Here is a 25,249-nt window from a genome sequence, read left to right as displayed (position 1 = left end):
CGCGACGCCGTTCCCCATCACCACGAGACAGGTAGACCACCATGCGCGGCAACATCGCCCAACTCATGCAACAGGCGCAGAAGATGCAGGAAAACGTGCAGCGCGCCCAGGAAGAACTGGCCAAGATCGAAGTCACCGGCAACGCCGGCGGCGGCATGGTCAGCGTGACCATCACCGGCCGCATGGAGTGCCGCAAGGTGCGCATCGATCCCAGCGTGCTCAGCGATCCGGAAATGGCCGAGGACCTGGTCGCGGCCGCGTTCAACGACGCCGTCAACAAGGTCAATGCCGAGTCGCAGGCCAAGATGTCCGCCGCCACCGCCGGCATGCCGATTCCGCCCGGCATGAAGATGCCGTTCTGAGCCGCTGGAACGCATCCGCATGAACCTGCATCTCGGCATCACCGCCGGCCTGATCGCTTCCGGCCTGCTCGGCCTGGACCTGTACACGACCTGGGCGATCTGGCGCGAGCCGGACCTGACCGGCGCCCAGAAGGGCCTGCAGTCGGCCTTCGTCTGGCTGCTGCCGCTGCTGGGCGCGATCGTCTGCCTCAACGTCGTGCGCGCGATGAATCGCGAGCCGACGCCGCGCAGCACCTCGTTCACGCCGTCCGAGTGAGTTCGCCGGCATGAGCAGCGCGCTGCTGGAGCAACTGATCGAGGCCTTCCGGGTGCTGCCCGGCGTGGGCCAGAAATCGGCCCAGCGCATGGCCTACCACGTGCTCGAACGCGAGCGCGCCGGCGGCCAGCGTCTGTCGAACGCGCTGGCCGCGGCGATCGAACAGGTCGGCCATTGCACGCGCTGCCGCGACTTCAGCGAGACCGAAGTCTGCGCCACCTGCGCCAGCGCCGCGCGCGACGCTCATCTGCTATGCGCGGTGGAATCGCCGGCCGACCGCCTGGCGATCGAGCAGGCCACCGGCTACCGCGGCCTGTACTTCGTGCTGCAGGGCCGTCTCAGTCCGCTCGACGGCATCGGCCCGCGCGAACTCGGCCTGGACGGGCTGGGCGCGCGCCTGGCAGAGGGCGAGGTGCAGGAACTGATCATCGCCACCAACCCCACCGTCGAGGGCGAGGCCACCGCGCACTACCTGGCCCAGCTCGCGCGCCAGCACGGCGTGCGGCCCAGCCGACTCGCGCACGGCGTGCCGCTGGGCGGCGAACTCGAGTACGTCGACCGCGGCACCCTGTCGCACGCCTTCGGCAGCCGCAGCGAAATGGGCCCTTGAGCGCCGCCTCTTCCCGGAAGGAACCCGCCATGACCGACCCCACCATCTTCGGCAAGATCATCCGCCGCGAAATCCCGGCCGACATCGTCTACGAAGACGACGAGCTGATCGCGTTCCGCGACATCGCGCCGCAGGCGCCGGTGCACGTGCTGTTCGTGCCCAAGACCCACGTGCCCACCCTCAACGAGCTGCAGCCCGACCAGGCCGCCGTGGTCGGCCGCCTCGCGCACGCCGCCGCGGCCTACGCCAAGCGCGAAGGCTTCGCCGAGGATGGCTACCGCATCGTCATGAACTGCAACGGCGACGGCGGTCAGACCGTGTTCCAGATCCACCTGCACCTGCTGGCCGGCGCCCAGCTTGGCCGCTTCGGCACGCCGCGTTGAGCTTCGCTTACCGAGTCGTGAAAGAGATGAGCAAGAAAGCACGCCGTAGGTATGTCCGTTCGTACTTTTCCGCCTTCGCGCTGAGCATGGCCTTGTGCTTGCCGATGGCGGCGGTAGAGGCCTATGCCCCGCCCAGTTCGATTCCGGAGGCGCGTCAGCGGCAGCGGGTCGCGGTGAACCTGTTCCCCGATCAGGAAGTGGCTTACGTCGATATCCCGGCCTCGACGGGGCACGCCGCCGAGAGGAATCCGGCGGACCTGGCGGGATCGCAGAGTTTGCGCGACCTGAGTCGTCTGTTCCGGCTAAGCCGCGAAAAAACCGTATATGTGGCCGTCGGCAGCAACAGCGACACCTTGGCCGCGGATGCGATTTATTTTGCGTTGCAGCGCGACAAGGGGCGGGACTTGAGCGGCCTGCATCTGATCCACGTGGGGGACGGCTGGGAGCGCGCCAACCAATTGCGCGGCCGGATCGAGCCGTTGGGCGCCAAGTACTACGTGGTGAAGCGAGATCCGTCGGCGACGGAGAACTGAGGCGTCGTTGCGTGGCCACCCGCTCGCGCGGTGGTCGGAGCACGCCGGGATTCGCGCACACCCATTGACGCTTTGATCGTCGCACGCTACCTACGCGCCGCGCGTCGGCGAACGCCGCAAACGAAAACGCCCGGGCTGTCCCGGGCGTTTCGCTTATCGTCGTGTTGCCGGTTTCACCACCAGCCCCACCACGGCCACGGCGCCGGGCGCGTCATCACCACGTCGACCTGTTCGCGCACCGGCCACAGGTAGACCACTTCGGCGTCGACGATCGGGAAGCGATAGTCGTACTGGCCGATGCGGCGGTTCTCGTAGCCGCTGATGCGACCGGTGAAGGTCACTTCGCGGTTCTTCTCGAACAGGGCCGGATCGTAGAAGCCGGTACGGCAGGCCAGGAAGCGGCCGCCGATGTCGTCGTTGGCCCAGTACGGGCGGCCGCTGCTGCCCAGGCGGGTGGAGATCATCACGAAGCAGGTGCGGTTGGCCTGCGGGTCGACCTCGACCACGCGGCCGCCCCAGCGCACGGTCGCGCCGGTGCTGTCGTTGGCGGTGGCGTCGGCCGGAGTGATCGGGTTGAACGCGCCCTGCAGCGGTTGCGGCTGGGTCGCGCAGGCGGCCAGCAGGCCGACGCTCGCGGCCAGCAGGACCAGGCGGGGGGTAAGACGGATGTTCATCGGCCTTCTCCATTGGGGCCCGGGCGATGCGCGCGCAGCGCCCTGATCAATTCGCGCTTCTCACGGGCGTCGCGCCGCCCGGGTTCCGCAACAGCGTACCGCCAATCGGCGAAACGGTGGCTGAGCGCCGCCAGCGCCGGGGCCAGGTCCGGGCGGCTGCGGGCGACCCGGTCCGACCAGTCCTGGGCCGGCTCGTGCGGTTCGCGCGCCAGGCCCAGGCGACCGTAGCGGCGGCCCAGTGCGTGCCAGGCGCGCAGGACCGGATCGCGTTCGCGCTGGCCACGGCTGCTCAGCCACACCATCCACAGCAGGGTCAGGCCCGCGGTCACGCCGAACAAGGCTACCAGGCGGCTCGTGTCGAGCCTGTCGATGCCCAGCGGCTGGAGCAGGCTTTGTTGGCGCTTGGCGTCGAAGCCGAGCACGAAGTCGTTCCAGCCGCGTCGGGCCCAGTCGCCGAGATTGAAGATCGGGGTCGCTACGGTCAGCCCGCCGAGCAGGTTGGCGCCGGGGGCGCGCTCGGCGAGGGTGTCGTAGACGCGTTCGGGCGCGACCGCGGCGGTCGGGTCCACCCGCACCCAGCCGCGCTGCGGCAGCCAGACCTCGGCCCAGGCGTGCGCGTCGGAGCGCCGCACCAGCCAGTAGTCGCCGAACGGATTGCGGTAGCCGCCGGCATAACCGGTGACCACGCGCGCGGGAATGCCGGCGCTGCGCATCAGCACCACGAACGACGAGCTGAAGTGTTCGCAATAGCCGGCCTTGTAGTCGAACAGGAACTCGTCGACCGCGTGCCGGCCGGGCAGGGGCGTGTCCAGGGTGTAGGCGAATTCGCGATGCACCCAGTCCAGCGCGCGCTGCACGATGGCCGCGTCGTTGCCGCCGAGCTCGCCTCGCCAGCGTTGAGCCAGCGCGCGTGTTCGCGGGTTGTAACCTTCAGGCAGACGCAGCGCTGCGTCGCGCAAGACGCTGTGCAAGTGCGGCTGATAACGAGCAGGCGGTGCCGAGCGCAGTCTCCAGCGCGTAAGCGCAGTCAAGGGGCGAGGCGTGTAGAGGCCGTGATCGATCGACATCCGGGTGCCGGGCGGCGCCGCCAATGGCAGGTCCAAGGCGACCAATTGCCGGCCGTCGGTCGGTTCGAACTCGATTTCGTAGTCCCAACGCGCCTCACCCGACTGCGTCTGGGCCGGCGGCAGGCCGCGGTACCAGAGCGGCTGGGTCCATTCGCGGCCGTCGAAATCCCACAGCACCGGACCGCGCCAATACATCTGCGAAGGGCGCGGCATGGCGCCATTGAAGCGCACGCGCAGGGTCGGGGTTTCGTCGTTCATCAGCTCGGCCCAGCCGCCCGGGGTCATGCTGCCGGACAGGCCCGGCCGGCTCAGCGAGCGGTCGGGCACGCCCCACAGCGGCGTGCCCAGGCGCGGGAACAGCCAGAACGCCGCCAGCGCCAGCGGCAGGCCGATCGCGACCAGGCGCGCGATGCCGGCCAGACGCTGCCAATGCCCGAGCCGGCGCACGCGTTCGCCCGATTCGAACTCGGCCAGGCGCTGCAGCGTGGCCAAGGCCAGCAGCGCCGCGATCAGGCCCAGCACCAGCGACAAGGGCCCCTGGTCGAGCAGGAAGGTGCCGAACGGCGCGAACAGGCCGAAGCCGATCAGGCTGCGCGCATCGCGCAGGGTCGAGGTCTCGGCGGGTTTGATCGCGAGCATGGCCGCGAGCAGGGCGCAGCCGGTGTCGCGGCCGATGCCGAAGTTCATCTGCATCATCACCGCGCCGATCAGCACCAGCGCCAGCAGTGCGCGCACCACGAAGTTGAGCGGACGACGCCAGGCCAGCAGCGCGATCGCGATGCCGCAGGCGGCGATCAGCGCGGCCAGCAGCGGGGTGAGCTGCAGCAGCAGCGGCAGCATGCACGCGGCCGCGGTAGACAGGGTCCAGGCGCGGCTGCCCGAATCCAGCAGGGGCGACGTCGACTTAGGCATGCGGCATCAGCGCCAGCGCGCGCAAACAGGCGTGACGGTGCGCGCTGCCGCTGCTGGGGCCCAGCTCGGGCTGGCCGGGCAGCATCAGGCGGTAGCGGCGGCCGTCGCGTTCGGCTTCGTCGACCCAGCGCGCCAGGCGCGCGATGCGCGCCTCGTAACCCAGCGCGAGCACCGCGCGCCAGTCCAGCACCACATCGGCGCCCAGCGGTTGTTCGTATTCGCGCACCAGCAGCGTGTCGCGTCGCGCGGACGGCTTCCACGCGATCGCGCGGCGCGCGTCGCCGCTGCGATAACCGCGCAGGTGATGGACGTCGTCGCCGCTGGGATGCAGGCGGGTCTGGATCTGATCGCCGCTGCCGGTCGGCAGCGGCGGGCCGTGCGGCTCCGGCGCCGGATACACCAGCAGGGGCGCGTCCGGCCAGACATAGGCCCAGGCGCGCGCCAGACCGAGCGGGCGCGTGGTCGACACGCGCAGGCGCGGCAGCTCGAACCAGCCGCGTTGGCGCGTGGCGAAACTGAGTTCGGCTTCGCCGCTGCCGGCGTCCAGGTCCAGCGGCGCGAGCGCATCGCTGTCGCCGTCGTCGTCCACGCGCAGGCCGCGGCGGGCACGTTCGGGCGGCGCCTTGGCATGCACGCGCACGCGCAGCGGCTGGCCGGCGGCGATCGGTTCGGCGTCGATCGCGACCACGCTCAGGCCGGTGAGCTGCATCTGCGCCGCGATCAGGCTGGCCAGGCCGGCGCCTGACAGCAGCAGGGCCAGCAGCAAGGCGGGGTTGTTGTTGTAGTTCAGCGCGCCCAGCAGCATCGACATCAGCGCGACCGCGAAGAACAGGCCGAAGCCGGTCGGCAGCACGTACACGCGGCCGCGATGGAAGCTCGCTGGCAAAGCCTCCGGATCGCGCGGTCGCGCGAACTTGCGCAGGCGCGCGCGCAGGCCGGGGCGCGGACGGTCCGCCATCGCGCTCAGTCCACCGGCACCGCGTGCAGAATCGCCTTGGCCAGGGCGCCGTCGTGTCCGGCATCGGCATCGGCGACCAGGCGGTGCGCGGCGACCGGCGCGAACAGCGCCTGCACGTCCTCAGGCAGCACGTGCGCGCGGCCCAGCAGCAGGGCGTAGGCGCGCGCGGCGCGCAGCAGGGCCAGGCCCGCGCGCGGCGACAGGCCCACGCGCACGCCCGGATGGCGACGGCTGCGCGCGAGCAGCGCCTGCACGTAGCCGATCAGGGCGTCGCTGGCATGCACCGCATTGACCGCGCTGCGCGCGGCGATCACATCCTCGCTGCCCAGGATCGGCAGGGTTTGAGCGATCAGATCGCGGCGATTGGCGCCGGCCAGCAGATCGCGTTCGGCGGCCTCGCCCGGGTAGCCCAGCGCCAGTCGCAGCAGGAAGCGATCGAGTTGCGAGTCCGGCAGCGGATAGGTGCCGGCCAGGTCGACCGGATTCTGGGTCGCGATCACGAAGAACGGATCCGGCAGAGCATGGGTGGTGCCGTCGACGGTGACCTGATGCTCGGCCATGGCCTCCAGCAGCGCACTCTGGGTGCGCGGCGGCGCGCGGTTGATTTCGTCGGCCAGCAATACCTGAGTGAACACCGGGCCCGGATGGAACTGGAAACTGCGCGCCTGCGGATCGAACACCGACACGCCGACCACATCGGCCGGCAACAGGTCGGAGGTGAATTGCACGCGCTGGAACTCCAGGCCCAGGGTCGCGGCCAGGGCGTGCGCGAGCGTGGTCTTGCCCAGGCCGGGCAGGTCCTCGATCAGCAGATGGCCGTCCGACAGCAGGGCCACGAACGCGAGCCGGACTTCGTGCGGCTTGCCCAGCACCAGGCCGTTGACCTGCGCCTGCGCGCGATCGAGGGCGCTGCGCAGGCCATCGGTTAGCATGGATGCCGTCGTGGGGGATGCCGCCATCGTGCTGGTCTCCTGAGGATCGCGTCGAGAATCCGGAGCGCGCCGCACCGCGGCCGCTGCGTCCGGTGCGCGAGGGGCAGGGCGCTGGTGCGCCGCGTCCGCGCGCGTCGAGTCCATCAGAGTGTAACGAGGTCGCGAGTCGATGCGGGGTGCGGAACAGCTGGCTGCAAATCAGGTCGATGCGAACGAGCTCGAACTCCATCGGGACCTTGTGATGCGCCGCACTTTTTGGGTTCTGTGGTCGATCGTGCTGGCGCTCAAGCTGCTGGTCGCCGCGCGCCTGCCCTTGTTCGTGGACGAGGCTTTCTATTGGTGGGAAGGGCGGCATCCGGCCGCGGCCTATTCCGACCTGCCCGGTCTGACCGCCTGGCTCGCGCGCCTGGGCACCGCCATCGGCGGCGAACACACCCTGGCCCTGCGCGCACCGTTCCTGGCGATCGCCGCGCTGCTGCCCCTGCTGGTACGGCGTATCGCCGCGCGCGAATACGGCGCGCGCGCCGGTTGGCAGGCGGCCTGTTTCGCGCTGCTGCTGCCCTTGGGCGGCACGCTCGGCCTGCTGGCCTTGCCGGACGCGGCGATGGCGCTGGCGACCTTGCTGTGCATGGACGCGGGCGCGCGCCTGCTGCGCCGCGTCGATGCCGCCACCGCGCTGGAGCTGGCCGCGGGCCTGAGCATCGGCGCGCTCAGCCATTACCGTTTCATCGCCGTGATCGGCGTGGGCTTCCTGGCTTTGCTGATGTTGGCCGATGGCCGCCGCGCCTTGCGCGACGTGCGCACCCTGACCGCGATCGCGATCGGCGCCTCGGCCTGGGCGCCGTTGGTGTTTTGGAACGTCGAAAACGCCGAGGCCGGCCTGCGCTTCCAGTTGGTCGATCGCCACCCTTGGGCCTTCCACGCCGACGGGCTGTGGTTCGTCGCGATCCAGGCCCTGCTGGTCACGCCGCCGCTGTTCCTGGCGCTGATGCTGGCGGCCAAGCGCGGCTATCGCGCGCATGCGCAGGCGACGCGCTACTTCGCCCTGCTCGGCGGCCTGCTGGTGCTGGGCTTCTTCGCCCTGGGTTTCTTCGCCGACACCGAGCGGGTGAGTTTCCATTGGCCCCTGCCGGGCTATTTCGCGCTGCTGCCCTTGTTGCCGGCGCTGCTCGCACAGTGGCCGCGCTGGGCGCGACGCCTCACCTGGATCGCGGCCGCGCTGGGCCTGCTCTCGATGCTGGGCTACTACGTCGCGGTGTCGGTGCCGCAGGTGCGCGCGTTGAGCGCGGCGCAGAAGTGGTACCCGAGCAACTTCGCCGGTTGGGACGAGCTGGCCGCGCGCGTGCGCGAGCGGCGCGCGCGCATGCCCGCCGGCACGCGCCTGATCGCCGACAACTTCAAGGTCGCCGCCGAGCTCGGCTTCGCCCTGCGCGATCCGCGCATCGCGGTGCTGGATCATCCGCTCAACCACAAGCACGGCCGCGCGCCGCAGCTGCAACTGTGGGGCCTGAGCAGCGCCGGCCGCGCCGACTGGGGCGACGCGCCGGTGCTGCTGGTGGTGGGCGCCAGCGAGGTCGAATACAAGAACCTGCTCGATCGCTACCAGGCCTTATGCGCGATGGTCGGGCCGCTGCCGCCGCCGCAGGTGCTCAACATCGATCATGGTCGCCAGCGTTTCCTGCTGTTCGCGCTGGACCGCCCGCGCGCGGGCGCGTGCACGACGCCGGCGATGGCGTGGATCGACGCGCCCGAATCGCGCGCGCGCATCGGCCGCCGCTTCGATCTGCGCGGTTGGGCGTTCAAGGACGGGGTCGGATTGGACGGCGTCGAGATCACCCTCGACGGGCGCGTGGTCGCGCAGGCGCGCTACGGCCTGGAGCGCCTGGACGTGCAGGCCTATTGGGCGCGTTCGCGCGATCCGCAGCAGCCGCGCGTGGGCTTCACCGCGCAGGTCGCGCTGGACGCGGGCGTGGCGCCGGGCCGGCATTGGCTGGGTCTGCGCCTGCGCGGGCGCGACGGCAGCGTCGAGACCTGGTCGGAGCAGCCGGTCGAACTGGTCGACGCGGCGCCTTGAGCCGGAACCGCGCCGACGCGCTGCGCGCGCGTCGACGCGAGTGCGCTCACTCCTGCGGCGCGACGTCCAGATAACCGCCGGCAGCGGCCACCGTGGCCCACAGATCGGGCTTGGCCTTGAACGAGCGGTCGAACAGACGTTCTGCGCCCGCGCGATCGCCCTGGATCAGGTAGTACGCGCCGATCTCGGCGAGCTTGGTTTCGTCGCCGTCGTTCACGCTCAGGAAGCGATCGAACATCGCCTTGGCCTTGTCCCACTCGCCGGCTTCGCGGTAGACGCGGGCGATGCGGTAGAAATCGGTGTCCTCGGGCTTGCCCGCCAGCACCTGGTCGAACAGGGCCTGGCCTTCGGCCTTGTGGCTGCCGAGGTAGTAGACGCGGCCGACCGCGATGCGTTCCCAGCTGCCCTTGCCGGCCAGCGCGGTGGCGGTCTGCAGCAGGGCCATGGCGGCATCGGGCTTGGGCTTGTCGCGGTAGGACGGCGCTGCGACCTTCTGCGCGGCGGTGCCGACCGCGATGCCGGAGACGAACAAAACTCCCGCGACGGCTGCGGTGCGAATCTTCATGCTGGTTTTCCCCCTGATAGTGCCGCGAGCATAGCCAAGGTCCGCTCGCCCGTCAGGCGCGCGTGGCTGCGTTTGCGTCGAAGCGGTGCCGGACTAGGGCAGGGCGTAGCCGGCCGCGCGCAGCAGGCGCGCGGTTTCGATCAGCGGCAGGCCGATCAGGGCGCTGGGGTCGCGGTTGTCGATCGCGTCGAACAAAGCGATGCCCAGGCCCTCGGACTTGAAGCTGCCGGCGCAGTCGTAGGGCTGCTCGGCGTCTAGGTAGCGGTCGATTTCGGCGCGGCTCAGCGTGCGGAAGCGCACCACGGTGACATCCAGGGCGCCCTGCGTCGCCTGGCCGCCGCGGGCCAGGCTCAGCGCGGTCAGGAAGCGCACCTCGCGCCCCGACATCGACGCCAGTTGGGCGATCGCGCCGGCGCGGTCGCCGGGCTTGCCGATCGGGCGGCCGTCGAACTCGGCGACCTGGTCCGAACCCAGCACCCAGGCCCCGGGCCTGCGCGCGGCGACCTCCTCGGCCTTGGCCCGGGCAAGGCGCTGGGCCAGGTCCAGCGGCGATTCGCCCGGCCGCGGGGTCTCGTCGACCCGCGGGCGCTCGCAATCGAAGGCCAGGCGCAGGCGCTGCAGCAGCTCGCGCCGATAGACCGAGGTCGAAGCCAGCACCAGCGGCGCCGGGGGCGGGGAGGCGGACATGGCGGCCGCGTTCAGGCCAGCGGCGCGCGCGCGCGTTCGATCTGCGACAGCTGCTGCTCGATGCGGGCGCGCGCGGCGTCGATCGAGGCCCGGACCTCGGCCAGTTGCTCGGGACTGGCCGAGGTGCCGTGGTCGCGCAGCCACAGGCGCTGGCGCAGCATCTCGCGCATGGCGTCGCCGACCGGGTCCAGTGGCTGGTCGCCGGCGACCGCCTCGATTTCGGCCCGGGCCGTGCGCAGGCGGGCTTCCAGGGCGTCGGCGGCGTCCAGCAGCTCGCGCACGGCGCGCTGGTGGCGGCCGGAACCGCGGCGCAGGCTGAACGCGACCGCGGCGGCCACGAGCACGGCCAGAAGCAGGATCAGGGAGGTGGTCACGGCGGAGTCGGCTGAACGCAGGGAAAGCCGAAGTCTGACCCGAGGGCCCGGCCGGCGGCAAATCCCCGCCAGGCCTGGGTTTCCGGTTTGACATCAGGGGGTTGGGTCTCTAACATTCCGCGGCTTATGTCAGCGGACGTGCCAGCCGGGCGGGTGCCCGAAGTACTCGATGCCTGGCGCCTGGTGGCCGCAAGGCGCGGCGTCGAGGGGCGCGTGCCGTTGTCGTCGTTCAAGCGGCTGCAGGACAGTCTGCTCGATACCGAGGGTGACGTGACGTTCTCGTTGGATTTCGCCAACGACGAACTGCAGGTGCCCTACGTCGAGTTGAAGATCGAGACGGCGTTGCCGCTGCTGTGCCAGCGCAGCCTGGAGCGGTTCCTGCTGCCGGTGCAGATCGTGCAGCGCCTGGGCTTGATCCGCGAGGAAGCGGACGAGGCCGGGCTGCCGCCGGGTTACGAACCGCTGCTGATGCCGGAAGACGGCCAGCTGCGGACCATCGAACTGGTCGAGGACGAACTCATCCTCGCCGTGCCGGTGGTGCCGATGGCTCCGGGCACGGAAGCGATGGAGCGGGACTGGCCGGCCACCGAGGCCGAACAGGAACGCACCCATCCCTTCGCGGCGTTGTCGGCGTTGAAGAACAAATCGAACTGATTCATCGCGGCGCGCTCCGCAAGACGCGCCCGGGCATCACCGCTTAACTAACAGTTTCAGTTTCCACAGTTTCTCTTGGAGCAAGACCATGGCTGTCCAGAAGTCCCGCGTTTCCCCGTCCCGCCGCGGCCAGCGCCGCGCCCACGACGCGCTGACCAGCAAGCAGCTGGCCACCGACCCGACCACCGGCGAGACCCACATCCGCCACCACGTCACCGCCGACGGCTACTACCGCGGCAAGAAGGTGATCAACACCCAGTCCAAGGTCGCCGACGAAGAGTAATCTTCGCTTCGCCCGTCGCGCCGCGCGCACGCAACAGCGGCGCGCGGGGCCGTCGCCGATCCGGCCGCCGCTGTCATAGCGCGCGGAACCAACACGTGCTTACCCAGCACGCGGGACCTGCGGCCGCCACGGCGGGGTTCCGCCGCCAGCGCGTCTGGCGGAATGGCCCGATCGGGCCTGGCTACGGTTCCGCAGCGGAGTGGTGATGACTGAGCAGCGCAAGCAAGACCGGATCTATTCGCGTGTCGCGGGCACCGGCAGCTATCTGCCGGAAAAGATCCTGACCAACGACGACCTCGCCAAGATGGTCGACACCAGCGACGAGTGGATCGCGGCCCGTACCGGCATCCGCGAGCGCCACATCGCCGCCGAAGGCGAAACCACCTGCGATCTGGCCTATCACGCTTCGGTGCGCGCGCTCGAAGCCGCCGGCGTCGCCGCGCAGGACCTGGACCTGATCGTGCTCGGCACGACCACGCCCGACCTGATTTTCCCGTCCACCGCCTGCCTGCTGCAGCACCGCCTGGGCGCCAACGGCTGCCCCGCGTTCGACGTCAACGCCGCCTGCTCGGGCTTCGTCTATGCGTTGACGGTGGCCGACAAGTTCATCCAATCCGGCGCGGCCAAGACCGTGCTGGTGGTGGGCTCGGAAACCCTGACCCGCATGATCGACTGGAGCGACCGCGGCACCTGCGTGCTGTTCGGCGACGGCGCCGGCGCGGTCGTGCTCAAGGCCGACAGCGAAACCGGCATCCTCAGCACTCACATGCACGCCGACGGCGGCAAGAAGGAGTTGCTGTGGAACCCGGTCGGCGTCTCGGTCGGCTTCAAGCCGGAAGAGCACAACGCCGGCGTGAAGGTGATGATGACCGGCAACGAGGTCTTCAAGCACGCGGTCAAGGCGCTGGATTCGGTGGTCGAGGAGACCCTGGAGGCCAACGGCCTGGATCGTCACGACATCGACTGGCTGATTCCGCATCAGGCCAACCTGCGCATCATCGAAGCCACGGCCAAGCGCCTGGACATGCCGATGGAGCGTGTGGTGGTCACCGTCGACAAGCACGGCAACACCTCCTCGGGTTCGGTGCCGCTGGCGCTGGACGAAGCGGTGCGCGACGGCCGCGTGCAGCGCGGCCAACTGGTGCTGCTGGAGGCCTTCGGCGGCGGTTTCACCTGGGGCTCGGCGCTGCTGCGCTACTGATAGCCTCGGTTTTCGCCGCTTCATCCGACGCGCCCGGCTTGCCGGGCGCGTTCGTTTTCGCGCCCGAATTCGCGTCTTTGGAAACTGTCGCAATGCGTCACGATACGCGCGGGTACAGACGATGACGCGGTTTGCCTCGTATCATGCCGGTCCTTACTCGAACTGGACCGGCGTTCGCGCCACGACTCGATGAGCCACGACTCCCTCGCCTTGGTGTTTCCCGGACAGGGCTCGCAATCGCTGGGCATGCTCGCCGAGCTGTCCGAGCTGCATCCGCTGATCCGCGAAACCTTCGCCGAGGCCAGCGACGGCGCCGCGACCGACCTGTGGGCGCTGAGCCAGGGCGGCCCGGAAGAAATGCTCAATCGCACCGAATACACCCAGCCGGCGCTGCTCGCCGCGGGCGTGGCAGTGTGGCGCCTGTGGCAGGCCCAGGGCGGCGCGCAGCCCGCGCTGCTGTCCGGCCACAGCCTGGGCGAATACACCGCGCTGGTCGCCGCCGGCGCGCTGTCGCTGAAGGACGCTGCCCATCTGGTGCGCCTGCGCGGCCAGTTCATGCAGGACGCCGCGCCCGCGGGCACCGGCGCCATGGCCGCCGTGCTCGGCGCCGAGGACGCGCTGGTGCAGGAAGTCTGCGCCGCGGTGTCCGGCAAGGAAGTGGTGGTGCCGGCGAACTACAACTCCCCCGGCCAGATCGTGATCGGCGGCCACGCCGCCGCGGTCGACGCCGCGCTGACCCTGCTGGCCGAACGCGGCGTGCGCAAGGCGGTCAAGCTGGCCGTGAGCGTGCCCTCGCACACCCCGCTGATGCGCGACGCCGCCAATCGCCTGGGCGAGGCCATGGCCGGCCTGAGCTGGCGCCTGCCGGCGCTGCCGGTGGTGCAGAACGTCGACGCCCAGGCGCATGCCGACGTCGACGCGATCCGCGACGCGCTGGTGCGCCAGCTCTATCTGCCGGTGCAGTGGACCGGCTGCGTGCAGGCCCTGGCCGCGCGCGGCGCGACGCGGGTGGCCGAATGCGGCCCCGGCAAGGTCCTCAGCGGCCTGGTCAAGCGCATCGACAAGGCGCTGGACGCCCGTCCGCTGGGCACGGTCGGCGATTTCGAGGCCGCCTTGGCGGACTGGTCGCAGGCCTGAACCCTATCCTGGTCGGGCCGGCTGCGCGCTCCGCCCGTTTCGGGCGATGATCGCGCCGACGCCGCACCGAACCGTCGCCGCACCGAATAGAAAGAAACGGAGCATTACATGAGCACTGGACCCCTCGCGGGCGAAATCGCCCTGGTCACCGGCGCCAGCCGCGGCATCGGCGCGGCGATCGCCGACGAACTGGCCGCGCAGGGCGCGACCGTGATCGGCACCGCCACCAGCGACGCCGGCGCCGCCGCGATCGGCGAGCGCCTGGCCGCGCACGGCGGCCACGGCCGCACCCTGGACGTGGCCGATCCGGCTTCGATCGAGGCGCTGATCGAGGCGATCGGCAAGGACATCGGCGCGATCTCGATCCTGGTCAACAACGCCGGCATCACCCGCGACAACCTGCTGATGCGCATGAAGGACGAGGACTGGCAGGCCATCCTCGACACCAACCTGACCAGCGTGTTCCGCACCAGCAAGGCGGTGATGCGCGCGATGATGAAGGCGCGCAAGGGCCGCATCATCAATATCGCCTCGGTGATCGGCGTGACCGGCAACGCCGGCCAGGCCAACTACGCCGCGGCCAAGGCCGGCATCATCGCCTTCAGCAAATCGATGGCGCGCGAGATCGGCAGCCGCGGCATCACCGTCAACGTGGTCGCCCCCGGCTTCATCGACACCGACATGACCCGCTCGCTGCCCGAGGACGCGAAAAACGCGATGCTCGGCCAGATCGCGCTGGGCCGTTTCGGCGAACCGGCCGACATCGCCCGCGCGGTGGCGTTCCTGGCCGGCCCCTCGGCGGCCTACATCACCGGCGAGACCCTGCACGTCAACGGCGGCATGTACATGCCATGAGCCGTCGTTGCGAAGCGTAAACGATTGAACCAAAAGGGGTTTCGCGCATGCTCGCGAACGCCCTCGATTCCATTAGACTATTCCATCGAAAACCCCTCACGGGAGGAGCACAAACTCATGAGCAGCATCGAAGAACGCGTCAAGAAGATCGTGGTCGAACAGCTTGGCGTTAAGGAAGAAGAAGTCACCAACAACGCTTCGTTCGTCGACGACCTCGGCGCTGATTCGCTCGACACCGTCGAGCTGGTGATGGCGCTCGAAGAAGAATTCGAGTGCGAGATCCCGGACGAAGAGGCCGAGAAGATCACCTCGGTGCAGCAGGCGATCGATTACGTCAAGGCGCACGTCAAGTCGTAATCGACGCGGGCGGCGCGGCGGCCAGCGCGAGCGGACCGCCGGCGTCGCCGGCAAAACCATACCGGGGCCGCATTGCGGCCCCGCGTTTTTAGGGCCGGTGGATACGCCGGCGTAGCGTCAGCAACCCGCGTCAACAATCGCGTCAACAGTACGGAGTGCTCCATGTCCAACCGTCGCGTAGTGATCACCGGCCTCGGCATCGTTTCCCCGCTCGGCAACGATCTGGCCAGCAACTGGGACGGCATCGTCAACGGCCGCTCCGGCATCGGTCCGATCACCTGGTTCGACGCGTCCAACTTCACCACCCGCATCGCCGGCGAAGTCCGTGGCTTCGACATCGGCAAGTGGGTCGGTCCGAAGGACGCCAAGAAGATGGACGAGTTCATCCATTACGGCGTGGCCGCTTCGATGATGGCGATGGAGGACGCGGGCCTAGTCGTGGACGAGTCCAACGCCGAGCGCATCGGCGCGCTGATCGGCTCGGGCATCGGCGGCCTGCTCGGCATCGAGGAGCAGACCATCAAGTACCACGAGGGCGGCCCGCGCAAGATCTCGCCGTTCTACGTGCCCAGCACCATCATCAACATGCTGCCCGGCCAGGTCTCGCTGCTGACCGGCATCAAGGGCCCCAATTTCTCCGCCGTCTCGGCCTGCGCCACCTCCAACCATTCCATCGGCATGGCGATGCGCATGATCCAGTACGGCGATGCCGACGTGATGATCGCGGGCGGCGCCGAGCGCGGCGCCTCGCAGACCTCGGTCGGCGGTTTCTGCTCGATGAAGGCGATGTCCACGCGCAACGACGATCCCACCCGCGCTTCGCGCCCCTGGGACCAGGACCGCGACGGTTTCGTGCTCGGCGACGGCGCCGGCATCCTGGTGCTGGAGGAGTACGAGCGCGCCAAGGCGCGCGGTGCGCGCATCTACTGCGAGCTGGCCGGTTTCGGCGCCAGTTCCGACGCCTTCCATATGACTGCGCCCAGCGAGAACGGCGAAGGTCCGGCGCGCTGCATGGCGGCCGCGTTCAAGGACGCCAAGATCAATCCCGAGGACGTGGCCTACCTCAACGCCCACGGCACCTCGACCCCGCTGGGCGATCTGGCCGAAACCCTGGCGATCAAGCGCGCGCTCGGCGACCACGCCTACAAGACCATGGTCAGCTCGACCAAGTCGATGACCGGCCACCTGCTGGGCGCAGCCGGCGGCGCCGAGGCGATCTACTCGGTGCTGGCGCTGCACCACGGCATCATCCCGCCGACCATCAACCTGGACCAGCCGGGCGAGGGTTGCGACCTGGACTACGTGCCCAACGTGGCGCGCGAGAAGAAGGTCGACGTCACCGTCTCCAACGGCTTCGGCTTCGGCGGCACCAACGGCACCCTGGTGTTCAAGCGGATCTGATCCGCGCGCCGACGGCAGGCGTTGCGGCCCGGACCGGTCGCCTCGGCACCGGTCCGCTCGCCGCGCACGCCGGATGTTCCCGCGCGGGCCGCGACAGGCCCGCGACTGCGCGGCCGATCGCGGCCGCTGCGCTTGCGCGTTGCGCTCGCCGGTCCACGACGCGCCGGTATAAGGTTCGACCATCATGCTGCTGACCCGCGCGCTGCCCGCCACCGTCGATCTGTTGTCGCTGCAGCGCCTGGCGCCGCAGCGCTACCCCATGCTGCTGGAATCCAGCGCCGACGGCACTGCCCAGGGCCGCTGGGACTTGCTGCTGGCCGCTAACGGCGCGTCGCTGCAACTGGACCCCGACGGTACCGTGCGCGACCAGAACGGGCACACGCGCGCCGGCGATTTCCTGTCCGCGCTCGACGCCGACTGGCGCGCCCAACGGGTCGCGCGCGACGAGCCGCGCTGGCCGTTCCGCGGCGGCTGGGCGCTGCTGTTCGGCTACGAACTCGCGGCCCAGGTCGAGCCGGTGCTGCGCCTGCCGGCGGCGCCGGGCGGCCTGCCGGTGGCCTTGGCCCTGCGCTGCCCGGCCGCGCTGCTGCGCGACCGCGCCAGCGGCGACTGCATCGTGCTGGCCGAGACCGACCACGCGGACATGCTCGACGCGATCGTCGCCGACATAGCGCGCGCGGTCGCGCTGGCGCCGCTGCCCGAATGGCAGCCGCCGCAGGCGATCGAAGAAGACGCGCCGCAGCGCTACACCGACGGCGTCGCGCGCGTGCTCGACTACCTGCTCGCCGGCGACGTGTTCCAGGTCAATCTCTCGCGCGGCTGGCGCGCGCGCTTCGACGCGCCGCTGGCGCCCGCGGCCCTGTTCCAGCGCCTGCGCCAGCACAACCCGGCGCCGTTCGCCGGCCTGTTCGCCGGCCCCGACTGGGCCGTGGTCAGCGCCTCGCCCGAGCGCCTGGTGTCGGTGCGCGGCGACGTGGTCGAGACGCGGCCGATCGCCGGCACCCGCCCGCGCGTGGCCGGCGACGACGATCTGGCGCGCATCCGCGAGCTGGTCGGGCATCCCAAGGAACGCGCCGAGCACGTGATGCTGATCGATCTGGAGCGCAACGACCTGGGCCGGGTGTGCACGCCAGGCAGCGTCGAAGTCGACGAGCTGATGACGGTGGAGAGCTACGCCCACGTCCACCACATCGTCAGCAACGTGCGCGGCCGCCTGCGCGCGGACGCGAGCCCGGGCGAGACCATCCGCGCAGTGTTCCCGGGCGGCACCATCACCGGCTGTCCCAAGGTGCGCTGCATGCAGATCATCGCCGAGCTCGAAGGCGGCGGTCGCGGCGTCTACACCGGCGCGATGGGCTGGCTCAACCGCGACGGCGACCTCGACCTCAACATCCTGATCCGCAGCGCCGAGCTGGAAGGCCAGGAACTGCGTTTCCGCACCGGCGCCGGCATCGTCGCCGACTCCGATCCGCAGCGCGAGCTGGACGAAACCCGCGCCAAGGCGCGCGGCATGCTGCGCGCGCTGGGCGTGGCCGGATGAACGCGCGCGTCTACGTCGGCGAGCGAGCCGCGCAGGCGCTGCCCTTGCTGGACCGCGGCTACGCCTATGGCGACGGCCTGTTCGAAACCCTGCGCGCGCATCGCGGCACACTGCCGTGGTGGGAGGCGCATTGGCGGCGCCTGAGCCGCGGCGCGACGCGCCTGCGCCTGTCGCTGCCGCGTCCCGAACTCGTGCGCGCCGAAGCCGAGCGCCTGCTCGACGGCACCGACGCGGTGCTGAAACTGATCGTGAGCCGGGGGCAGGGCGGACGCGGCTATGCGCCGCCGGCCGAAGCCGTGCCGACCTGGCTGCTGTCCACCCATCCGCTGCCGCCGCCGACGCCGGCCGAAGGCCTGCGCCTGCGTTGGTGCGAGACCCGCCTGGCGACGCCGTCGGCGCTGGCCGGGCTCAAGCACTGCAATCGCCTGGAGCAGGTCCTGGCGCGCGCCGAATGGGACGCCGCCGAGGTCCACGAAGGCCTGATGCGCGACGGCGAGGGCGCGGTGGTGTGCGCGACCGCGGCCAACCTGTTCGCGCTGCGCGAGGGCCGCTGGTGGACGCCCCGCGTGGACCGCTGCGGCGTCGCCGGGGTCTGCCGCGAGCAGTTGCTGGCGATCCTGGGCGAGGCCGCCGCCGAAACCGCGACCCTGTCGCAAGACGCGCTGGAAAGCGCGGACGCGGTTTTCCTGTGCAATGCCGTGCGCGGTATCCTGCCGGTCGCCCGGCTGGGCGAGCGCGTCTGGCCCTCGCATCCCGCGGTGGCCGGCCTGCAGCGTCGCCTGGCCGAGTCGCATCCCGCATTCGAATCTGCAGCCCCGCCGGGCTCGGAGGTGTCGTGAGTCGTAAAACCAAGCGCCGTGTCGGCGGTTTCTTCCTGCTGCTGGTGCTGGCCGCCGCGATCGCGGGCGGCTGGCTGTATCAGCGCTACACGCGCTTCGCCGACGCTCCGCTGTCCGGCCTGCAGGCCGGGCAAAGCCTGATCGTCGAACGCGGCGACTCGCTGCCGGTGGTGCTGCGCAAGCTGCGCGAGGCCGGCGTGAGCGGCGGCGACGCGCTGGAATGGCGCGCGCTGGCCAAGCAACTCGGCGCCGCCGGCCGCCTGCAGGTCGGCGAGTACGCGCTGGAGCCCGGCACCTCGCCGCGCGAATTGCTCGAGGCGATGCGCGACGGCCGCGTGCTCAGTCACCGCTTCACCGTGATCGAAGGCTGGAACCTGCGCGACCTGCGCGCGGCCCTGGCGCGCACCCAGGGCCTGAAACAGGAAGCCGCCAAGCTCGACGATGCCGCGCTGATGAAGGCGCTGGGCCGGCCGGGCCAGCATCCGGAAGGCCGCTTCCTGCCCGAGACCTACCTCTACACCGGCGGCGACAGCGACCTGGACGTGCTCAAGCGCGCCTGCGACGCGATGGACAAGGCCTTGAACGCGGCCTGGGAAGGCCGCGACAAAAACAGCGTGCTCAAGAGCCGCGAGGAAATGCTGATCCTGGCCTCGATCGTCGAGAAGGAAACCGGCATCGCCTCCGAGCGCCCGCAGATCGCCGGCCTGTTCGAGCGCCGGCTCAAGCTGGGCATGAAGCTGGAAACCGACCCGACCGTGATCTACGGCCTGGGCGCGGGCTACGACGGCAACATCCGCAAGCGCGACCTGCAGACCGACACGCCCTACAACACCTACACCCGCACCGGTCTGCCGCCGACACCGATCGCGATGCCAGGCGCGGGCGCGCTCAAGGCGGTCGCCAATCCGGCGCCCGGCGACGCGCTGTTCTTCGTCGCCTCCGGCGACGGCAGCGGCAGCAGCCTGTTCGCGGCCACTTACGCCCAGCACCAGGCCAATGTGCGCCTGTACCTGCAGCGCTACCGCGCGCAGCGTCGCGGCGGCCAGCCCGAGGAGGGCAAGGCGGTGCTGGAGGAAGCGCAGGAAGCCGAAGGCACGCCGACGCCCGCGGCGCCGACGCAGAGCCGCGGCCGATGAGCCTGCAGGTCCAGCCGCGCCTGATCACCCTGGAAGGCGGCGAAGGCGCGGGCAAATCCACCGTGCTGGCCGCGCTGCGCGACGCGCTGGAAGCCACCGGCGTCGAAGTGGTGTGCACGCGCGAGCCCGGCGGCACGCCGCTGGCCGAACAGATCCGCGGCCTGCTGCTGGACCCCCATCACGAACCCGCGACGCCGGAAGCCGAACTGCTGCTGGTGTTCGCCGGCCGCGCCCAGCACGTGCGCGAAACCCTGTTGCCGGCGCTGCGCCGCGGCGCCTGGGTGATCAGCGACCGTTTCACCGACGCCAGCTACGCCTACCAGGGCGAGGGCCGCGGCCTGGATCCGGCCTTCATTGCCGAGCTCGAGCGCCGCGTGGTCGGGATCGAGCCCGCGCTGACGCTGCTGCTGGACGTGCCGGTCGCGATCGGCCTGCAGCGCGCGCGCGGCCGCGGCGCGGCCGATCGCATCGAAGCCGAGCGCGAGGACTTCTTCGAACGCGTGCGCGCCGGCTACCGCGCGCGCGCGCAGGCGCAGGCGCATCGCTTCCATGTGATCGACGCCAGCCAGCCCGCCGACGCGGTCGCCGCGCAGGCGGTGGCGCGCTTGCGGCTATTGATCGAGGCGCAGTCGTGAGCGCGCCCGCGTTCGCGCCCTGGCAGCGCCGGGTCTACGAGCAGGCCACCGCCGCGCTCGACGCCGGTCGCCTCGGCCACGGCCTGTTGTTCTGCGGTCCGGCCCAACTGGGCAAGCGCGCGGTCGCCGAGCGCCTGGCCCAGCGCCTGCTGTGCCGCGATCGCGACGCCCAGGGCGAGCCCTGCGGGCATTGCCGCGGCTGCCTGCTGTACGTGGCGGGCACCCATCCGGATTTCCAGACCGTGTCCTTCATTCCGAACAAGGAAGGCACGCGCCTGCGCACCGAGATCGTGATCGAACAGATCCGCAGCCTGTCCGAGCGTCTGTCGCTGACGCCGCAATACGGCGGCGCCCAGGTCGCGATCCTGGATCCGGCCGACGCGATCAACAACGCCGCCGGCAACGCCTTGCTCAAGACCTTGGAAGAGCCGGTGCCCGGCCGCTACCTGTGGCTGGTCAGCGCGCATCCGCTGCGTCTGAGCGCGACCATCCGCAGCCGCTGCCAGCGCCTGGAATTCCGCTTGCCGCCGCAAGACGAGGCGCTGGCCTGGCTGAAGGCCGCCGGCCACGCCGAGACCGCCGCGCGCGAAGCGCTGGAGGCCGCGCGCGGCCATCCGGGCCTGGCCCACGAGTGGTTGCAGGGCGAGGGCCTGAAGCTGCGTCGCGACGTTGCCGCCGATCTGAGCAAGCTCGCGCGCGGCGACGCCTCGCCTTCGGAAATCGCCGCGCGTTGGGTCGGCGACGAACATGCCGCGCTGCGTCTGCGCCATGCCGCGGATCTCGCCCTGGCCGAAGCCTCCGGCTTGACCGACCCGGTGCGAACGCGCAGTCTGGCGGCCTGGTTCGATCGCGCCAATCGCACCCGCGATCTGTTGCGGACGACGGTGCGCGCGGACCTGGCGGTAGTCGAATTGTTGATGGCTTGGCGCGCCCCGGACGGCGCGCGGGTCGCTGGAGGACATCGGGGATGAGCGGAGCGGCAGGCGCGGGCGCAGCCAGGCAGGGCATTCTGTCGTTGGCGATCAAGGACAAGGCGGCGCTGTACGGCGCCTACATGCCGTTCCTGAAATACGGCGGCATTTTCGTCGCCACCCCCAAGCGTTACTTCCTCGGCGACGAGGTGTTCCTGCTGTTGACCCTGCCCGAATCCACCGAGCGCCTGCCGGTGGCCGGCAAGGTGGTCTGGGTCACGCCCACCGGCGCCCAGGGCAACCGCCCGGCCGGCATCGGCGTGCAGTTCGCCGAGACCGCCGAGGGCGATGCGGTGAAGGGCAAGATCGAAGCGCTGCTGGCCGGCTCGCTGACCGCCGATCGCGCCACCCACACGATGTAACGCGTCGTCTCTGCATCCGCTCCGTGCAGGAGCGGCGCAAGCCGCGACCGCGAGTCCTCATTCGCATCGAGTGTCCGTTTCCTCCGGGAGCGGCACCGGCCGCGATGTGCATCCGCGTGTGAATACCCCTGAATCGGGACCGCGACCGCAAAGGCCAGGTTCGGGATAAAGCGCATTCGCGCTTCGCGCTCATCCCTCACCCTAGCCCTCTCCCGCAAGCGGGAGAGGGGACCCCATCGACGCCGCTGCCTTCAGCCCCTCTCCCGCAAGCGGGAGAGGGGACCCCATCGACGCCGCCGCCTTCAGCCCCTCTCCCGCTGGCGGGAGAGGGGACCCCATCGACGCCGCCGCCTTCAGCCCCTCTCCCGCTAGCGGGAGAGGGGTTGGGGTGAGGGCGCGCGAGGTTACGAATTCGCGCCATCAGCTCGTACGCTGCGATGGGTCCAAGACGAACCGTACCGTCGCGCCGCCACAGCGGCCCGCGTCGATGCGGTGGTCAGCGCATGCTGTGAAGCACCCACTCGGGTTTGTGCCGTGGTGCGGCGAGGGCCATGGCAGCCTCGGCAACGCAGGCTGCTGACGCCAGCGCCGCGCCCCTCACGGACGCAGCGCCGGCGAATCCCAACCCAGCCGCGGCGCGAAGCGATCGCCGTAGCGCGCGTGCAGGGTCTTGAGGCGTTCCAGCAGCGCATCGGCGCCGGTTTCGCGCACGTACTGGATCGGGCCGCCGCGGAACGGCGCGAAGCCGGTGCCGAAGATCACGCCCGCATCCAGCAGGTCGGCATCGCTGACCACGCCATCGTGCAGGCAGGCCACCGCTTCGTTGACCAGCGGCAGGATCAGGCGATCCTCCAGGTCCGACGGAGTCTGGTAGTCCTTGGGCAGTTCGGGCTTCTGGGCGCGCCCGTTCTCCCACTTGTACAGGCCCTGGCCGTCCTTCTTGCCGCGCTTGTTCGGCTCCACGCCGCTCAACGCCGCCGGCACGCTCAGGCCCAGGAACGGCGCCAGTTCCGCGCCCACGCCCGCGGCCACGTCCAGGCCGACGGTGTCGATCAGTTCGATCGGACCCATCGGCATGCCGAACTTCACCGCGACCTTGTCGATGGCCGGGCCCGGGATGCCCTCGGCGAACGCGGTCGCCGCTTCCAGCATGTAGGGGAACAACACCCGGTTGACCAGGAAGCCCGGCGTGCCCGCGACCGGGACGGGAAGCTTGTCGATGGCCTTGCAGAACGCCGCCAGGCGCTGCTCGGTTTCCGGCGCCATGGCGTCGTGGCGGATGATCTCGACCAGCGGCATCAGCGCCACCGGATTGAAATAGTGCAGGCCGCCGAACTGGGCCGGACGGCGGATGTGGTCGCGCAGTTCGACCAGCGGGATCGACGAGGTGTTGGTGGTCAGCAGCGCATCGGGCTTCATCTTCGGCTCGACCTGATCGTAGAGCTCGCGCTTGGCCTCGGGCTTTTCGATGATCGCCTCGATCACCAGATCGGCCTGCGCCGCGCCGTCGCCGGCGAGGTCGCCCTTCAAACGCGCGGCCACCGCCGGACGCTTGCTCTCGTCCTTGACGCGCTTGGCGAACAGCTCCTGGGCGCGGGTCAGGGCGCCGTCGATGAAGCGCTGTTCGCGATCGGACAGGGTGACTTCGAAGCCTTTGTAGGCCGACCAGGCCGCGATATCGCCGCCCATCACGCCGGCGCCGACCACGTGCACGCGCTGAATCCCATGATCCTTGCCGCCCTGGCCCTTGAGCCGTTCCTGCAGGAAGAACACCCGGATCAGATTGCGCGCGGTCGGCGTGGAGGCCAGCTTGACCACCGACTTGCGCTCGGCCGCCAGGCGCGCCTGCACGCCGCCGCTGCTGCGCGCCCAGGTGTTGATCAGCGCGTATGGAGCGGGGTAGTGCTCCTTGCGCGCCTTGCGCGCGACCTGCTTGGTCAGCATGCCGGGCAGGATCTTGCGCGCCAGCCAGCTGTTCGTCGCCCAGCCCATGAAGCGTTGCTTGAACGGGCGCTGCGTGCCCTTGAGCGCCAGCGCGACCGCGGCGTCGACCAGCAGCGGCGCTTCCACCACCTTGTCGACCAGGCCGATCGCGCGGGCGTTCGATGCCGACAGCGCGCGGCCGGTGAGCATCATGTCGAAGGCGGCCGGCGCGCCTACCAGACGCGGCAGGCGCACGCTGCCGCCCCAGCCCGGGTAGATGCCCAGCTTCACTTCCGGCAGGCCGATCCGGGTCGAGGGGTCGGAGCTGGCGACGCGGTAGCGGCAGGCCAGCGAGATCTCGGTGCCGCCGCCCATGCAGAAGCCGTGGATCGCGGCAACCGTGGGGCAGGGCAGCTCGGCCAGGCGTTGGAACACCTGCTGGCCGCGCCGGATCGCGTCGCCGACCGTGCCCTTCTCGTCGAAGGTCTGGAATTCCTTGATATCGGCGCCGGCGATGAAGCCCGATGCCTTGGCCGAGCGCAGCACCACGCCCTTGGGCGGATCCAGCGCGAGGCGCTCCAGCAGCGCGTCTAACTCGATCAGGACGTCCTGTCCGAAAGTATTGACCGACGAGCCGGCGCGGTCGAACGACAGCAGCAGAATGCCGTCCTCCCGCAGCTCGGTCTGCCAATGTTGGAAACGAAGTCCGTCGAGGCCAGCCATCATGACTGCACCATCCGTTCAGGTATGGATATCCCGCTATCATCACGAGGATGTTTCGTCGCCGTCAAATCGGCACGTCCCAGGTCTCGGTTCCAAGCGGCCCCCAACGCGCGCCGCGCCGTGACCCTTGGCGGTTGCGCCGGCGCGGCTCCGGCCCCATTTATGATCGTGATTGAACTTTCTCCCGACAGGGTTGTCCCATTGTTCGGCCACGGCCGAGCTGACAGGAGTGCCGGCGCGGCATGGCCGAGAATGAGTTGGACCAAGAGCTGGTCAGGCGTGTCCAGCGTGGCGATAGCACGGCCTTCGATGCCCTGGTGCGCAAGTACCAGCATCGGATCACCGCGCTGATCGGGCGCTACATACCGGACTGGAGCGAATGCCAGGACGTTGCCCAGGAAACCTTCCTGCGCGCTTACCGCGCGCTGCCGAACTTCCGAGGCGATGCGCAGTTCTATACGTGGTTGCACCGGATCGCCGTGAACACCGCCAAGAATTACCTCGTCGCGCAGAACCGCAGGCCGCCGACCGACGACATCGACGCCGGCGACGCCGAGCAGTTCGAGACCGGCATCCGTCTGCGCGACAGCGACACCCCGGAACACGAGTTGCTGCGCCAGGAGATCGAACGCACGGTGATGCGCGCGGTCGAATCCCTGCCGGAGGAACTGCGGGCCGCGATCACCCTGCGCGAGGTGGACGGCCTGAGCTACGAGGAAATCGCGCAGAAGATGGGCTGCCCGATCGGCACCGTGCGTTCGCGGATCTTCCGCGCCCGCGAGGCGATCGACATCGAGCTGCGGCCCCTGCTGGATAACCAAGACACCCGCGAGCGCGCCCACTGA

The 25,249-nt window shown here is 70.2% G+C and carries 28 protein-coding genes; 20 read left to right on the top strand and 8 right to left on the bottom strand.

The window, feature by feature from the left end:
• Positions 1-41: 41 nt before the first annotated feature.
• Genes BMZ45_RS09215 through BMZ45_RS09195 form a run of 5 tightly spaced genes read left to right on the top strand, consistent with a single transcriptional unit; the run spans position 42 to position 2,144 of the window.
• Positions 42-362: a YbaB/EbfC family nucleoid-associated protein gene (locus BMZ45_RS09215; RefSeq protein WP_056173402.1), complete on the top strand. Its 321-nt coding sequence runs from the start codon at positions 42-44 to the stop codon at positions 360-362.
• A gap of 19 nt (positions 363-381) precedes the next feature.
• The gene (locus tag BMZ45_RS09210) at positions 382-618 is read left to right on the top strand and encodes a hypothetical protein (protein ID WP_056173406.1); all 237 of its coding nucleotides are present in this window, start codon (positions 382-384) and stop codon (positions 616-618) included.
• 10 nt (positions 619-628) lie between these two features.
• Positions 629-1,228: a recombination mediator RecR gene (gene recR, locus BMZ45_RS09205; protein ID WP_091635390.1), complete on the top strand. Its 600-nt coding sequence runs from the start codon at positions 629-631 to the stop codon at positions 1,226-1,228.
• A 29-nt stretch (positions 1,229-1,257) separates the two neighbouring features.
• Positions 1,258-1,611 (top strand): histidine triad nucleotide-binding protein, encoded by a 354-nt coding sequence (locus BMZ45_RS09200; RefSeq protein ID WP_091635387.1) that lies wholly within the window; start codon positions 1,258-1,260, stop codon positions 1,609-1,611.
• A 26-nt stretch (positions 1,612-1,637) separates the two neighbouring features.
• The gene (locus BMZ45_RS09195; RefSeq protein WP_139215447.1) at positions 1,638-2,144 is read left to right on the top strand and encodes a hypothetical protein; all 507 of its coding nucleotides are present in this window, start codon (positions 1,638-1,640) and stop codon (positions 2,142-2,144) included.
• A 173-nt stretch (positions 2,145-2,317) separates the two neighbouring features.
• Here the strand turns inward: BMZ45_RS09195 and BMZ45_RS09190 are convergent, their stop codons facing one another.
• The 4 genes from BMZ45_RS09190 to BMZ45_RS09175 are packed head-to-tail and all read right to left on the bottom strand — an operon-like array spanning position 2,318 to position 6,687.
• Positions 2,318-2,818, bottom strand: a complete 501-nt coding sequence (locus BMZ45_RS09190; RefSeq protein WP_091635382.1) for a Slp family lipoprotein — start codon at positions 2,816-2,818, stop codon at positions 2,318-2,320.
• A complete protein-coding gene (locus BMZ45_RS09185) occupies positions 2,815-4,797 on the bottom strand; it encodes a transglutaminase TgpA family protein (RefSeq protein ID WP_091635380.1) in 1,983 nt (660 codons plus the stop codon). The genes BMZ45_RS09190 and BMZ45_RS09185 overlap by 4 nt, the downstream gene beginning before the upstream one ends.
• The gene (locus BMZ45_RS09180; RefSeq protein ID WP_091635377.1) at positions 4,790-5,755 is read right to left on the bottom strand and encodes a DUF58 domain-containing protein; all 966 of its coding nucleotides are present in this window, start codon (positions 5,753-5,755) and stop codon (positions 4,790-4,792) included. The genes BMZ45_RS09185 and BMZ45_RS09180 overlap by 8 nt, the downstream gene beginning before the upstream one ends.
• Before the next feature lie 5 nt (positions 5,756-5,760).
• A complete protein-coding gene (locus BMZ45_RS09175) occupies positions 5,761-6,687 on the bottom strand; it encodes an AAA family ATPase (RefSeq protein ID WP_175489018.1) in 927 nt (308 codons plus the stop codon).
• Between the two features lie 241 nt (positions 6,688-6,928).
• Between BMZ45_RS09175 and BMZ45_RS09170 the strand changes: the two genes are divergently transcribed.
• Positions 6,929-8,761: an ArnT family glycosyltransferase gene (locus BMZ45_RS09170; protein ID WP_091635373.1), complete on the top strand. Its 1,833-nt coding sequence runs from the start codon at positions 6,929-6,931 to the stop codon at positions 8,759-8,761.
• A 46-nt stretch (positions 8,762-8,807) separates the two neighbouring features.
• Here BMZ45_RS09170 and BMZ45_RS09165 read toward each other — a convergent pair whose 3' ends face one another.
• The 3 genes from BMZ45_RS09165 to BMZ45_RS09155 all read right to left on the bottom strand — a co-directional run bounded on the left by BMZ45_RS09165 (position 8,808) and on the right by BMZ45_RS09155 (position 10,387).
• Positions 8,808-9,326, bottom strand: coding sequence for a tetratricopeptide repeat protein (locus tag BMZ45_RS09165; RefSeq protein ID WP_139215446.1), 519 nt, complete (start codon positions 9,324-9,326; stop codon positions 8,808-8,810).
• A gap of 93 nt (positions 9,327-9,419) precedes the next feature.
• Positions 9,420-10,013, bottom strand: coding sequence for a Maf family protein (locus BMZ45_RS09160; RefSeq protein WP_091635368.1), 594 nt, complete (start codon positions 10,011-10,013; stop codon positions 9,420-9,422).
• Between the two features lie 11 nt (positions 10,014-10,024).
• Positions 10,025-10,387 carry a hypothetical protein gene (locus tag BMZ45_RS09155; RefSeq protein ID WP_091635365.1) on the bottom strand — a complete coding sequence of 121 codons (363 nt, stop codon included), beginning with the start codon at positions 10,385-10,387 and terminating at the stop codon, positions 10,025-10,027.
• 126 nt (positions 10,388-10,513) lie between these two features.
• On the opposite strand from BMZ45_RS09155, the gene BMZ45_RS09150 reads away from it, so the two are divergent.
• The 13 genes from BMZ45_RS09150 to BMZ45_RS09090 all read left to right on the top strand — a co-directional run bounded on the left by BMZ45_RS09150 (position 10,514) and on the right by BMZ45_RS09090 (position 21,758).
• Positions 10,514-11,041, top strand: a complete 528-nt coding sequence (locus BMZ45_RS09150) for a YceD family protein (protein ID WP_091635362.1) — start codon at positions 10,514-10,516, stop codon at positions 11,039-11,041.
• Between the two features lie 88 nt (positions 11,042-11,129).
• On the top strand, positions 11,130-11,324 hold the full coding sequence (gene rpmF / locus BMZ45_RS09145) for a 50S ribosomal protein L32 (RefSeq protein WP_056173439.1): 195 nt from the start codon (positions 11,130-11,132) through the stop codon (positions 11,322-11,324).
• A 205-nt stretch (positions 11,325-11,529) separates the two neighbouring features.
• Positions 11,530-12,525, top strand: a complete 996-nt coding sequence (locus tag BMZ45_RS09140; protein WP_091635359.1) for a beta-ketoacyl-ACP synthase III — start codon at positions 11,530-11,532, stop codon at positions 12,523-12,525.
• Between the two features lie 189 nt (positions 12,526-12,714).
• The gene (gene fabD, locus BMZ45_RS09135; protein ID WP_091635356.1) at positions 12,715-13,662 is read left to right on the top strand and encodes an ACP S-malonyltransferase; all 948 of its coding nucleotides are present in this window, start codon (positions 12,715-12,717) and stop codon (positions 13,660-13,662) included.
• A gap of 108 nt (positions 13,663-13,770) precedes the next feature.
• A complete protein-coding gene (gene fabG / locus BMZ45_RS09130; protein ID WP_091635354.1) occupies positions 13,771-14,517 on the top strand; it encodes a 3-oxoacyl-ACP reductase FabG in 747 nt (248 codons plus the stop codon).
• Between the two features lie 117 nt (positions 14,518-14,634).
• Entirely contained in the window at positions 14,635-14,874 is a 240-nt protein-coding gene (gene acpP / locus BMZ45_RS09125) for an acyl carrier protein (protein ID WP_031373652.1), read from the top strand.
• Positions 14,875-15,036: 162 nt separating this feature from the next.
• Positions 15,037-16,275, top strand: a complete 1,239-nt coding sequence (gene fabF, locus BMZ45_RS09120; protein WP_091635351.1) for a beta-ketoacyl-ACP synthase II — start codon at positions 15,037-15,039, stop codon at positions 16,273-16,275.
• Between the two features lie 184 nt (positions 16,276-16,459).
• The gene (locus BMZ45_RS09115) at positions 16,460-17,815 is read left to right on the top strand and encodes an aminodeoxychorismate synthase component I (protein ID WP_091635348.1); all 1,356 of its coding nucleotides are present in this window, start codon (positions 16,460-16,462) and stop codon (positions 17,813-17,815) included.
• Positions 17,812-18,654 carry an aminodeoxychorismate lyase gene (gene pabC, locus BMZ45_RS09110; RefSeq protein ID WP_091635346.1) on the top strand — a complete coding sequence of 281 codons (843 nt, stop codon included), beginning with the start codon at positions 17,812-17,814 and terminating at the stop codon, positions 18,652-18,654. The genes BMZ45_RS09115 and pabC overlap by 4 nt, the downstream gene beginning before the upstream one ends.
• A complete protein-coding gene (mltG, locus tag BMZ45_RS09105; RefSeq protein ID WP_254776585.1) occupies positions 18,651-19,790 on the top strand; it encodes an endolytic transglycosylase MltG in 1,140 nt (379 codons plus the stop codon). The genes pabC and mltG overlap by 4 nt, the downstream gene beginning before the upstream one ends.
• Complete coding sequence (gene tmk / locus BMZ45_RS09100) at positions 19,787-20,425, top strand: dTMP kinase (protein ID WP_091635344.1); 639 nt, start codon at positions 19,787-19,789, stop codon at positions 20,423-20,425. The genes mltG and tmk overlap by 4 nt, the downstream gene beginning before the upstream one ends.
• Positions 20,422-21,396: a DNA polymerase III subunit delta' gene (locus BMZ45_RS09095; protein WP_091635340.1), complete on the top strand. Its 975-nt coding sequence runs from the start codon at positions 20,422-20,424 to the stop codon at positions 21,394-21,396. The genes tmk and BMZ45_RS09095 overlap by 4 nt, the downstream gene beginning before the upstream one ends.
• Entirely contained in the window at positions 21,393-21,758 is a 366-nt protein-coding gene (locus BMZ45_RS09090) for a PilZ domain-containing protein (RefSeq protein WP_055909722.1), read from the top strand. The genes BMZ45_RS09095 and BMZ45_RS09090 overlap by 4 nt, the downstream gene beginning before the upstream one ends.
• Before the next feature lie 597 nt (positions 21,759-22,355).
• Here BMZ45_RS09090 and BMZ45_RS09085 read toward each other — a convergent pair.
• Positions 22,356-24,407, bottom strand: a complete 2,052-nt coding sequence (locus BMZ45_RS09085) for a 3-hydroxyacyl-CoA dehydrogenase NAD-binding domain-containing protein (protein WP_091635337.1) — start codon at positions 24,405-24,407, stop codon at positions 22,356-22,358.
• A 239-nt stretch (positions 24,408-24,646) separates the two neighbouring features.
• On the opposite strand from BMZ45_RS09085, the gene rpoE reads away from it, so the two are divergent.
• Positions 24,647-25,249 (top strand): RNA polymerase sigma factor RpoE, encoded by a 603-nt coding sequence (gene rpoE, locus BMZ45_RS09080; RefSeq protein ID WP_091635334.1) that lies wholly within the window; start codon positions 24,647-24,649, stop codon positions 25,247-25,249.

This window comes from Lysobacter sp. cf310, from assembly GCF_900114355.1.
Taxonomy (GTDB): Bacteria; Pseudomonadota; Gammaproteobacteria; order Xanthomonadales; family Xanthomonadaceae; genus Lysobacter.
The sequence above is the reverse complement of the archived record's forward strand: the minus strand, read 5'-3'. Positions and strand labels throughout refer to the sequence as shown.